The organism is Curtobacterium sp. VKM Ac-1393 (genome assembly GCF_015350995.1).
Lineage (GTDB): Bacteria > Actinomycetota > Actinomycetes > Actinomycetales > Microbacteriaceae > Curtobacterium.
Map to the genome: position 1 here is coordinate 304694 of NZ_JADKRW010000005.1, position 11764 is coordinate 316457.

8 protein-coding genes are annotated in these 11764 nt (G+C 72.0%); 3 read left to right on the top strand and 5 right to left on the bottom strand.

The genetic code is table 11. The features are described from left to right. Positions 1-19 precede the first annotated feature (19 nt). Positions 20-2020 (top strand): alpha-1,4-glucan--maltose-1-phosphate maltosyltransferase, encoded by a 2001-nt coding sequence (locus ITJ59_RS13205; RefSeq protein WP_323749497.1) that lies wholly within the window; start codon positions 20-22, stop codon positions 2018-2020. Next, the gene (glgB, locus tag ITJ59_RS13210; RefSeq protein WP_194651692.1) at positions 2017-4560 is read left to right on the top strand and encodes a 1,4-alpha-glucan branching protein GlgB; all 2544 of its coding nucleotides are present in this window, start codon (positions 2017-2019) and stop codon (positions 4558-4560) included. Before ITJ59_RS13205 ends, glgB begins: the two co-directional genes overlap by 4 nt. A gap of 212 nt (positions 4561-4772) precedes the next feature. Here glgB and ITJ59_RS13215 read toward each other — a convergent pair whose 3' ends face one another. Next, complete coding sequence (locus ITJ59_RS13215; RefSeq protein ID WP_194651694.1) at positions 4773-5780, bottom strand: tetratricopeptide repeat protein; 1008 nt, start codon at positions 5778-5780, stop codon at positions 4773-4775. Beyond that, on the bottom strand, positions 5777-7519 hold the full coding sequence (locus tag ITJ59_RS13220; protein ID WP_194651696.1) for a hypothetical protein: 1743 nt from the start codon (positions 7517-7519) through the stop codon (positions 5777-5779). Before ITJ59_RS13220 ends, ITJ59_RS13215 begins: the two co-directional genes overlap by 4 nt. A 206-nt stretch (positions 7520-7725) precedes the next feature. Between ITJ59_RS13220 and ITJ59_RS13225 the strand changes: the two genes are divergently transcribed. Then, positions 7726-9564, top strand: coding sequence for a hypothetical protein (locus tag ITJ59_RS13225; protein WP_194651698.1), 1839 nt, complete (start codon positions 7726-7728; stop codon positions 9562-9564). Between the two features lie 109 nt (positions 9565-9673). Here ITJ59_RS13225 and ITJ59_RS13230 read toward each other — a convergent pair whose 3' ends face one another. The 3 genes from ITJ59_RS13230 to ITJ59_RS19140 are packed head-to-tail and all read right to left on the bottom strand — an operon-like array spanning position 9674 to position 11730. Further along, complete coding sequence (locus ITJ59_RS13230) at positions 9674-10441, bottom strand: alpha/beta hydrolase (RefSeq protein ID WP_194651700.1); 768 nt, start codon at positions 10439-10441, stop codon at positions 9674-9676. Then, positions 10438-10740 (bottom strand): hypothetical protein, encoded by a 303-nt coding sequence (locus ITJ59_RS13235; RefSeq protein WP_416354869.1) that lies wholly within the window; start codon positions 10738-10740, stop codon positions 10438-10440. Before ITJ59_RS13235 ends, ITJ59_RS13230 begins: the two co-directional genes overlap by 4 nt. A 12-nt stretch (positions 10741-10752) precedes the next feature. Further along, the gene (locus ITJ59_RS19140; protein WP_228511476.1) at positions 10753-11730 is read right to left on the bottom strand and encodes a lytic transglycosylase domain-containing protein; all 978 of its coding nucleotides are present in this window, start codon (positions 11728-11730) and stop codon (positions 10753-10755) included. Between the last annotated feature and the right edge of the window lie 34 nt (positions 11731-11764).

Here is an 11764-nt window from a genome sequence, read left to right on the forward strand (position 1 = left end):
GCCGGGTAGCGTCGCCTCCGTGGCCACCGCAGACCGACCCCGCCGACCGAAGATCGGGCGCATCCCGATCACCGAACTCGCCCCGAGGACGCCGAACGGTTTCCCCGGCAAGGCGTTCGACGGCGAGGTGATCACGTTCGGTGCGACCGTCTTCCGAGAAGGACACGGCGTCATCGGCGCCGACCTCGTGCTCGAACGCCCGGACGGGGGCACCAGGACCGTCCCCATGCTCCTCGGCGCGCCCGGCACCGACCGCTACGAGGCGACCGTCCAGGTCGACCACGTCGGCGTCTGGACCTGGCACGTGGAGTCCTACTCCGACGACTGGGCGACGTGGCTCCACGCCGCACGCCTGAAGATCGCCGCCGGGGTGGACACCGAGTCGACGCTGCTCGATGGTGCCCTGCTGCTCGACCGGCTGGCCGACGAGACCGGCTCCCCCGCCGCCACCCGTGCGGCAGCCACGGTGCGCGACACCGACCTCGACCCTGCCGAGCGTCTGGCCGCCGTCGACGACCCGCGCATCGTCGCCGAGGTCGAGGAAGCCCCGCTCACCTCGCTCCGGACGCACTCACCGACGCAGCTGCTCGACGTCGAACGCACCCGCGCCGGCGTCGGCGCCTGGTACGAGTTCTTCCCCCGCAGCGAGGGCGCGAAGAAGAACGCCGACGGCTCGTGGAAGAGCGGTGACTTCCGCACAGCGGCCCGTCGCCTGCCCGCCGTCGCCCGGATGGGGTTCGACGTCGTCTACCTGCCGCCGATCCACCCGATCGGCACCACCGCGCGCAAGGGCCCGAACAACACCCTCACCCCCGGGCCGCACGACCCCGGCAGCCCCTGGGCGATCGGTTCCGCCGAGGGCGGGCACGACGCGATCCACCCGGACCTCGGGTCGGAGGACGACTTCCGCGACTTCGTCGAGACCGCGAAGAACACGGGCATGGAGGTGGCGCTCGACTTCGCGCTGCAGTGCTCACCCGACCACCCCTGGGTCACCGAGCACCCGAACTGGTTCACCCAGCGCGCCGACGGCTCGATCGCCACAGCAGAGAACCCGCCCAAGCGGTACCAGGACATCTACCCGATCCAGTTCGACTCCGACCCAGAGGGCCTGGTGGCCGAGGTCCTGCGCGTCCTGCGGCACTGGATCGACTTCGGCATCCGGATCTTCCGCGTCGACAACCCGCACACCAAGCCGCTCTGGTTCTGGGAGCGCGTCATCCGCGAAGTCCGCGACGAGCACCCCGACACCGTCTTCCTCGCCGAGGCGTTCACCCGCCCCGCGATGATGCGCGCACTCGCCGAGGTCGGGTTCCAGCAGTCGTACTCGTACTTCACGTGGCGGAACACGAAGGACGAGATCGAGTCCTACTTCGAGGAGCTGTCGCACGAGACGAGCGACTACCTGCGCCCGAACCTGTTCGTGAACACGCCGGACATCCTCACCGAGTACCTGCAGTTCGGCGGCCGTGCCGGCTACAAGGTCCGTGCCGCGCTCGCTGCGACCGGTGCCCCGACCTGGGGCATGTACTCCGGGTACGAGCTGTTCGAGGACGTCGCCCGGCCGGGCTCGGAAGAGAACATCGACAACGAGAAGTACGAGTACAAGCCGCGCGACTTCGCCCTGGCCGAGGCCGAGGGCGCCTCCCTGGCCCCGTACGTGACGATGCTCAACCGGCTGCGTGCCGCACACCCCGCGCTCCGTCAGCTGCGGAACCTGCACGTGCACGCCGCCGACGACCCGGCGACCGTCGTGTACTCGAAGCACCTGCCCGGCGAGTTCATCCGCTCCGGGCACGCCGACACCGTGATCGTCGTCGCGAACGTCGATCCGCACTCGGCACGTGAGACCACCGTGCACCTGGACCTCGCTGCGCTCGGCCTGCCGGCCGACAGCCGGTTCGACGTCCGCGACGTCGTGACCGGGCAGCGCTGGGTCTGGGGCGCGTCGAACTACGTCCGCCTGGATGCCTTCCAGGAACCCGTGCACCTGCTCGTCGTGGAAGGACTGCACCGATGACGAACGACCCGACCGCACCCCAGCCGCCCCCAGCCTCGGGCCGGGGCCCCGCCGTGCCGCCGGTGCCGCCTCCGCCGCCACCCGTGCCGGCGCGGAAGCCTTCCGGCGCGACGCCCGAGCCGCGGTACGAACCGCGCGTCTCCGCACCGGACGAGGACCTGCCCGGCGCGCCGAACGCACCGCGCGAGACGCCCGACCGCGGCGTCGACGAGTCCGCCACACTGGCCGGGCACCCGGCCGACGCGACGCACCCGCGTGTGCCGTCCGTCGACGCCGCCCCGCAGTCGGGAGGCCCGTCCACCGTCGCCCCGTCGGGCGCCCTGCCGTCGCCGCCGGCTGCAGAGCCCGCCCCGGCCGACGGGACCGGCCCCCGTCCGGCGCCGCTCGAGCAGTGGCTGCGTCAGCAGGTCGCCGAAGGCCGCTGGTCCCAGCCACACGACGTCCTCGGGCCGCACCCGGTCGAGGGCGGCACCAGCGTCCGGGTGGTGCGACACCTGGCGCAGGCGGTCCGGCTCGTCCGGCTCGACGGCGACGACGTCGAGCTGACCCACGAGGGCGACGGTCTCTGGGCCGGTGCCACCGCCGAGGAGCTCGGGCGCTACCGGGTCGAGGCCGACTACGACTTCGACGAGTCCTCGGAAGAGGACGACGCCACCTGGACGACCGACGACGCCTACCGGTTCGCCCCGACGCTCGGTGAGCTCGACCTGCACCTGTTCGGCGAGGGCCGTGACGAACAGCTGTGGCACCACCTCGGCGCGCACGTCCGCACCGTCGACGGCGTGGACGGCGTCGCCTTCTCGGTGTGGGCACCCCGCGCGACCGCCGTCCGCGTGATCGGCGACTTCGAGGGCTGGGAAGGCCGCACCACCGCGATGCGCCGACTGAGCGACCTCGGCGTCTGGGAGCTGTTCTGGCCCGGAGCCGTCGCCGGTCAGCGCTACAAGTTCCAGATCCTGACCGACTCCGGCTGGGTCGAGCGCGCCGACCCGTTGGCGCGCGAGGCCGAGATCGCACCGGCGACCGCCTCCGTCATCACCGAGTCGAGCTACACGTGGTCCGAGGGCGACCGTGCCTGGATGGAGCGCCGCGCCGAGACCACCACGCACGACCAGCCGATGAGTGTCTACGAGGTGCACCTCGGCTCGTGGCGACCGGGCCTGTCGTACCGCGAGGTCGCGGACCAGCTCATCGGGCACATGGAGTACACGGGCTTCACGCACGTGGAGTTCCTGCCGCTCGCCGAGCACCCGTTCGGCGGCTCGTGGGGCTACCAGGTCACCGGGTACTACGCGCCCACCGCGCGGTACGGCTCCCCCGACGACCTGCGGTACCTGATCGACCGGCTGCACTCGGCCGGCATCGGCGTGATCATGGACTGGGTCCCCGGGCACTTCCCGAAGGACGAATGGGCACTCGGACGCTTCGACGGCCACGCGCTCTTCGAGCACCCGGACCCCCGCCGCGGCGAGCAGCTCGACTGGGGCACCTACGTGTTCGACTTCGGGCAGCCTCAGGTCCGGAACTTCCTGGTCGCCAACGCGCTGTACTGGCTCGAGGAGTTCCACATCGACGGCCTGCGCGTGGACGCCGTCGCGTCGATCCTGTACCTCGACTACTCCCGCACCGACTGGCTGCCGAACATCCACGGCGGCCGCGAGAACCTGGACGCCGTCGCGTTCCTGCAGGAGACGAACGCCACCGCGTACAAGCGCTACCCCGGCATCGTGATGATCGCGGAGGAGAGCACCTCGTGGCCCGGCGTCACCCAGCCGACCAGTGCCGGCGGACTCGGGTTCGGCCAGAAGTGGAACATGGGCTGGATGCACGACTCGCTCGAGTACGTGCAACGCGACCCGGCGTACCGCAGCTACCACCACGACGAGATCACGTTCTCGTTCGTGTACGCGTTCAGCGAGCAGTTCACCCTGCCGATCAGCCACGACGAGGTCGTGCACGGCAAGGGCTCGCTGTACGGCAAGATGCCCGGCGACGAGTGGCAGAAGCTCGCGAACGTCCGCGCGTACCTGGCGTTCATGTGGGCGCACCCCGGCAAGCAGCTGCTCTTCATGGGCCAGGAGTTCGCCCAGCCCTCGGAGTGGTCCGAGGCGAAGGGGCTCGACTGGTGGCTCCTCGACCAGCCCGGCCACCGCGGTGTGCAGGACCTGGTCGCCTCGTTGAATCGTGTGTACAAGGACACCCCCGCGCTCTGGACGCACGACAGCACGTCCGAGGGCTTCGAGTGGATCGAGGGCGGCGACGCACCGCACTCGACGCTCGGGTTCCTGCGGAAGGTCGGCGACGAGCGGCTCGCGGTCTTCGTGAACTTCTCCGGCGTGCCGGTCGAGCGCCGGTTCGGGCTGCCGAGCACCGGCGAGTGGCACGAGGTGCTCAACACCGATGCCGCCGAGTACGGCGGCTCCGGGGTCGGTAACCTCGGCGTCGTCACCGCCGAGGATACCCCGTGGGCCGGACGCCCTGCCTCGGCACACCTCGTGGTGCCGCCGCTGGGCGCGGTCTGGCTCAAGCTCGCGCAGTAGACCCGAGCACCAACGGACGGGAGGCCCGTGGCGGATCCGCCACGGGCCTCCCGTCCGTCTGTGCGTGCGGTCTCGAGTGCGCGAGACGCCGTCGTGTTGCCGCGACGCCCCAGACGCAGCGAGACGCCGCCGAATTCGGCGGCGTCTCGCTGACACGACGGCGTCTTGGCTGACCTCGAGCCGGCCTGCGCTGACCTCGAGCCGACCGGCGCCTAGTACAGGGCGCTCGCCAGACGGCGGCGCGCCGCGACCACGCGCGGGTCGTCCGTCCCGATGAGCTCGAAGTACTCGACGAGCCGGACGCGCAGGGCCTCGCGGTCCTCGCCGAACACCGTCGACACCAGGTCGAGCAGGCGCCCGAAGGCGTCGTCGACGTGGCCACCGGAGATGTCGAGGTCGGCGACCGCGAGCTGCGCCTGGACGTCCTGCGGACCCGCACCGGCGGCAGCGCGGATGTCCTCGGCGGTGTGGCCGTTCAGACGGTCCAGGAGCGACACCTGCGCGAGCCCCGCGACGGCCATCTGGTCGTGGGGGTCCTGCAGGATGGCGGTCTTGTACTCCGTGATCGCGGTGGCGTAGTCGCCCTGCTCGATCGCGTCGTACGCGGCCTGGTGGTGCGGCGGGAGCGGTTCCGGCTCCGGCTCGCCCTGCTCGGCGCTGTCTTCTGACCCAACGGCACCGTCGACGCGCACGCGACCGGAGACGCCGTTCTGCTCAGCGGCCTGGAGCACCTGCTCGAAGACGTCGCGGACCTGCGCTTCGGGCAGCGCCCCGACGAACAGCCCGAGGGGCCGGCCGCCGATGACTGCGGCGACGGTCGGGATCGACTGCGCCTGGAACGCCTGCACGAGCTGGGGGTTGGTGTCGGCGTCGACCTTGGCGAGCAGCACGCGGCCGTCGTACTCGGCGGTGAGCTGCTCGAGGATCGGTGAGAGCTGCTTGCACGGCCCGCACCACTCCGCCCAGATGTCGACGATGACCGGCACGACGGACGACATCTCGAGGATGTCCTGGAACGTGGCGTCGGTGACGTCGAGGACGAGCGACGGAACGGTCAGGTCCGCGCCGGTCTCGCCGCCGGGCACCGCTGCGGAGGACGGATCGCCCGGCTGCGCGGCTGCACCGGCGGGCGGCTGGGGCGGCCGCTGTGCGCGGTCGACGAGGGACGACAGGTCCACGGCTCCGCGGAGCCCGGACGGGGTCGGGGGGATGTTGCTCATTGCACCTCACTTGCTGCGGTCAGGCCCTGCGTGAACCCGAGCAGGACCACTTTGTCATCGGAGGCGACCGGCGGCACGTAGAAGAGCAGCTGGACTCCGTACGTGGCACTGATGCCCTTCTTGCTGGTGTCGACCCCGGACAGTGCCTTGACGGCACCCTCGGTGTTGACCTCGGCACCGGAGGCGGTCGGGGTGACCTTCTCGATCTCGTTGAGGTCGGCGGAGACGAGCGCGCCGGCGTCGTCGGTCGCGATCGCGACGGCGGAGTCCGCCGGGGCCTCAGACGAGTACTCGATCTTCGCCGTGTCCGGCAGGGCTTTGGCCTTCTTGTCCTTGTAGGCCTTGCCGATGGTGGTGCGGAGACCGTCGCCCTCGGTGGCGAACAGGTCGGCGTACTCGCTTGCCGAGTCCTTCGACAGGATGTCACCGTAGGCGGTCGCCACCTGGTCCGGAGCGATCGCGAGCAGCTTCGACTGCGGCGCGAGCAGCGCGGCACCGATCGAGGTCGGGGCGAGGCTCGGGATCTTCGCGTCGGCCTCGAGCGAGACGTCGTACGCGACCTTGTACGGGTCGCGTGCCGTGTCCTGCACGAGCGTGAGGGCCTGCGGCGCGGACTTGGCGTCGCAGTCCTCGGCGACGATCACGAAGACCGTGCGCGGCCACGTGTCGGTCTGCTGCGGCAGAGCGACGCACACCTGACCGGCGGAGATCGTCGGCGGGGCCTCGGCCTCGGAGTCCTTGCCGCGGATCGAGTAGTTGGCCAGCCGCAGGTCCAGCGCGGCACCGGTGAACCGGGTCTTCGCCAGATCGCGGTCGCGGGCGCCGTCGGACTGCTTCGCGACGGCGGCGATCCGCTCGACCACGCGGGAGATCTGCTGCTTGGTCGCGGCGGTGGGTTCGGTGGCGTCCGCGGCGCCGGTCGCACTGGCCGTCGGCGTCGGGGTCGCGAGCGACGGGTCGCCGCCCTGCGGCCAGTAGTCGGAGGAGCAGCCGGCCAGGGCGAGGGTGCCGACGAGGACGACCGGCAGCGCGATGAACGCGCGCGGACCGCGGCGGCCACGAGCCGGCACCTGGGCACCGGCGGCGGCGGCACGGCGCGAGGCGCGCACGCGCGGCGGACGGGTGCCACCGCTGCGACGGCGGGGTCCGCGACCACGGCGCTGGTGCAGGAACGCGAGGACCAAGAGCACGATGCCTCCCAGGGCGAAGATGCCACCCGCGACGAGCAGGGGTCCGACGGAGGGCGTCGCGGTGTCCTTCGGCCAGGTCACCGAGACGTCGCTCGGCGCGGCGGCCGTGCCGTCGCTGACGATCAGGACCGAGACGTCCTGCGGCAGGCGGACCGTGAACTGCCCGGAGCCGTCGTACTCCTGGTACCAGAGGTCGCTGCCCTTCGGCGACGGCACGGTGGCCTCGGAGCCGGTGGTCTTGCCGACAAGCTTCGCGCTCTCGGCGTCGAACCGGAGCGTGGTGTGCTCGGCGTCACCGACCCACGCGTCGACGTCGGCGGTCTTGCCGTACGCGGCGAACACCTTGCCGGAGCCGGAGACGTTGATGCGCTGGTAGCCGGGGTTCGCGTTGAGCGTCGACCCGGGGATCACGGTGACCGGAGCGGAACTCTTGGTCGAGCTGTCCGCGACGAGCGAGGACGGCGGCGCGAACACGGTCCGCTGGCCGACCGCCGTCGCGACGAGCAGCAGGCCGATGACGAAACTGACGATCGCCAGGACGAATCGCACGAACACTCTCCCTACCGCGCCGGGGTGGGGATGTCGGCGCGCGAATCAGCGACTCAGGATAGCGAGCATCGCTGAACAGCGCATCCATCCGGGCTGTCGCCGGTCTCAGACGACGCCGACGCCGGTCTCAGACGACCCCATCGGGCCACCACTACACTCGACCGCGGGCCGGATCGGGCCCTCCGCCGAGCACCTGGGAGCGACACGTGGCGAACGACGAGGCCGAGTTCGGGACCGAGCTGCGCGGGTACCGCCGCGACGACGTCGACCGTTCACTGAACGACCTGCGCCGCGAGCTCATCAAGTCGAACACCGACCGTGCAGACGCCGCCAAGGAGATCCGTCTCCTGCAGTCCCGCGTCTCCGAGCTCCAGGGCGAGCTCGACGAGGCCGGCACCCCCACGTACAGCGGACTGGGGACCCGCCTCGAGTCCACCCTGCGCGTCGCCGAGGAGCAGTCCACCCGCCTCATCAGCCAGGCGGACATCGACGCGCAGCGCCTGCGGTCGTCGAGCCGCGCCGAGGCCGACCGCACCGTGCGTGAGGCGCAGGAAGAAGCGCGCGACACCCTCGAGGACGCCCGCACCCGTGCCACGAACGAGCTCACCCGTGCCCGCGCCGAGGCCGCCGACACCGTCGAGCGCGCCCGCGCCGAGGCCGGCCTGCTCACCCAGGACGCCCGCAACGAGGCCGCCGCCATCCGCGGCGCCGCCGTCACCGAGGCCGCCGAGGTGCGTTCCGTCGCCATCCGCGAGACGAACGCACTCCGCGCCCAGGTCGAGCACGAGGTCGCCGAGCTGCGCGAGATCGCGCAGCGCGAGTCGGCCGACTCGCGCACCGCGGCAGCCGACCTCGACCGCGAGACCGAGCACCGCCGCTCGGTCTTCGAGGCCGACCACGCCCGCCGCACCGAGGACCTCGAGCACGAGGAGACGACGCGTCGCGACGCGCTCGAGCGCGAGGTCACCGAGGGGCGTGCCGCCTGGCACCGTGAACGCGACGAGCAGCAGCAGGCACACGCCCTGGCCCTCGAGACCGGACGCGCGGACCTCGAGTCCGAGGTCGAGCGTCGCCGGGCCGAGATCGACAGCGAGTTCGCCGATCGTCGTCGCGCGGTGGACGAGGAGCTGTCCGCCGCCCGCGCCGAGTGGGACCGCGAGCTCGCCTCCGCACGCGCCGCCCTCGCGCAAGAGGCCGAGGCCGAGCGCGCCCAGCTGCGGGTCGACGAGGAACAGACGCGCATCGAGAACGCGCGGCTCGTGCAGGAGACGGCCGATCGCATCGCCCGCGAACTCGAGGAGCACGACGAGCGCATCGCCCGGGAACGCGCCGAGGCCGAGGCCGCAGCCGACCGCGCGGACCGCGAACACGAGATCGCCCTGGCCGCCCGCCGGGAGCGCGAACACGCCGAGGTCGACACCGAGATCGCCGACCGCCGCGTCGCCGAACTCGACACCCTCGAGGCCGAGCGGACCGCGCTGCGCCAGGAGATCGACACCGCACGCGCCGACCTGGCCAAGGAGCGCGACGAAGCCCGTGCCGAGGTCGCCCGCGAGCGCGACGAAGCGCGCACCACGCTCGAGTCCGAGCTCGCCTCGCGCCGCGACGACGCCGAGCAGGACTACCTGCAGAAGCACCACGAGACCGTCACCGAGACCCAGAAGTACCTCGACGAGGCCAACCTGCAGCTCGCCGAGGCGACCCGCCGTGCCACCGAGGCCCGGGAACGCGCCGAGCGGCTCCAGCAAGAGGCCGACGACCTCGAACGCACCAGCACCGCCGAGGCCCAGGAGCACGCCCGCACCATCGTCGCCGACGCGCAGGACCGCGTGCACCGCATGGTGTCGGACGCCGAGGAACGCACCGCCGCCATCACCGCCGAGGCCGAGGACCGCCTGTCGGCGATCCGCACCGAGCGCGAGGCCGTCGCGGGCTACCTCGAGAACCTGCGCGGCGTGCTCACGCACGCGACCGGGCTGCTGGGCACGGCACCCGGCACCGCGCCCGGAGCAGCAGACGACGCAGTGGACGCGACCGACCGCTGAGGCAGGACGGCCTGGAGGCGCGGGTCGCGCCTCCAGGCCGGCTCCCGTCACCGGGCCGGACGCGCCCAGGGCGACGGACGGCCCAGCGCGATCAGACCGGCCAGCGCGATCAGACCGGCCAGTGGGTCGGCAGCGGCGCCGAGCCGGGCACGACGCGATCGGCGATCGCGTCGAGCACGATCCGGACGTACCGCTCCCCCACCCACAGGTGCTTCGCACCCTCGACCGGCACCACCTGCACGTTCGGAGCGACGGCGAAGCGGGCGACCGCCTGCTCGGGGCGGAGGAAGTCGTCGTGCTCCGGGACCAGGGCGACCACGGGCACCTGCACGGCGCCCCAGCGCGCCAGCTCGTCGTCCGTGGTGCGGTGCAGCGGCGGCGAGAGCAGGACGACACCTGCCACCGTGCCGGCCTCGACGTGCTCCAGCGCGTGCTTGAGGATCACCTCGGTACCGAAGGACCACCCGACCAGCCACGGCGTCGGCAACCCGCGGTCCACGACCTCGGCGACGGCTGCGCGCAGGTCGAAGCCCTCGGACACGCCGTCGCCGAACACGCCCTCGGACGTGCCGCGCGGCGAGGTCACCGACCGGAAGTTGAAGCGCAGGACCGCGATGTCGGCGAGGGCCGGCAGCCGCGAAGCCGCCTTCTTGAGCACGTGCGAGTCCATGAACCCGTGCGCGGTCGGCAGCGGGTGCAGGGTGACGATGGTGCCGCGAGCCGGCCGGCTCGCCGGTTCGGCCAGTTCGCCGACCAGGGTCAGGTGGTCGTCGGTGACGAGTTCGACGTCGGTGCGGCGCGCGGGCAGCTCGGTGGCGGACCGGATCTCTCCGTCGGGGGCCGTGCGGGTCTGCGGCGCTGCGTGGCCGTCGGTCATGCGATGCTCCAGCAGTGGTTGTGCCAGTGACGACGAGAGGCCAGGTCCGCAGCATCGCCGAGCACGCCGTCGGAGCGCCAGACCACGACGTGCGCCGTACCGGGCAGGACGGTACCGCCGCACCCCGGGCAGAGGTACTCCTTCTGCGCCGACGCCGCTGACACCGGCTGTACCGTGAACTCGCGCCCACGACGCACCTCGGTGCGCTTCCACCCGCTCATCAGCCGATCGAGGCCGGTGTCCTCGTCAGGCTCGACGTCGCGACCACGGGGACGCCGCGACCGGTTGCTCCGCGGCACCCCAGCGGCCGATCAGTACCAGTTGTTGGCCTGGCTGTGGCCCCAGGCGCCACAGGGCGTGCCGTAGACACCGGCGATGTAGTTGAGGCCCCACGTGATCTGCGTCGCGGGGTTCGTCTGCCAGTCGGCGCCAGCCGTCGCCATCTTGCTGCCGGGGAGCGCCTGCGGGATGCCGTACGCACCGCTCGGGTTGTAGGCGTTCACCCGCCAGCCGGACTCCTTGTTCCACAGGGACACGAGGCAGTTGTACTGGTCGGTCCCCCAGCCGCGGGCGGTGACGAGCTGCAGGGCGATCGCCTGGGCGCTGCCGGCGTCGGGCGTCGCGGCGACGGCGGCGAGGGTGTTCTCCGCAGAGACGCTCGCAGTGTCGGTCGTGGCGGTGTCGTCGGTCGTCGCGTCGTCCGCGGTCGTGTCGTCCTCGACGACCTTCGGCTTCGGCTTGGGCGCCGGCACGGTCACGCCGTAGCCGTCGCGGTCGGCGGTGGCCTCGCCGTAGGTGCCGTGCGCGGTGTACTGCTGCGGGGCCTGCGGCGCCTTGACGAGCACCGGGGTGTCGACGGCCGCCTGGGCGACGTCGGCCTGCAGCGGGTTGAAGAGCGATCCGCCGACGAACAGGAAGACGCCGAAGAACGACAGTGCGGGGATCGTGGAGCGCTTCCGGGCGAACGAGTTGACACCGGCGAAACCGCCACGGGCCTTCGGCTCGGCAGTCGCACGCCGCTGCTTCACCGCACGCGGGTCGATCCGGGCCGCTGGTGCCTCGTGCGCGAACGCGGCGATGCGTTCGTCGGACACGCGGTTCGCGGCGACCGACTTCGGCGTCGCGACCGGGCCGGTCTCGGCCGGCAGCACCTGCGGGTTCGCCTGGAGCACCGCGGTGTCCGCCGTACGGGTTCGGTTCAGTGCCGCGCGGCGCTCACCCGAAGCCTGGAGGCTCAGGTGCTCGCGGAGATCGCGGTCGGAGCTGTGGTCTGCCGTGTGCCTGCCCATGAGTAGGACCAGGGTAACGGAACGATCACGGAAA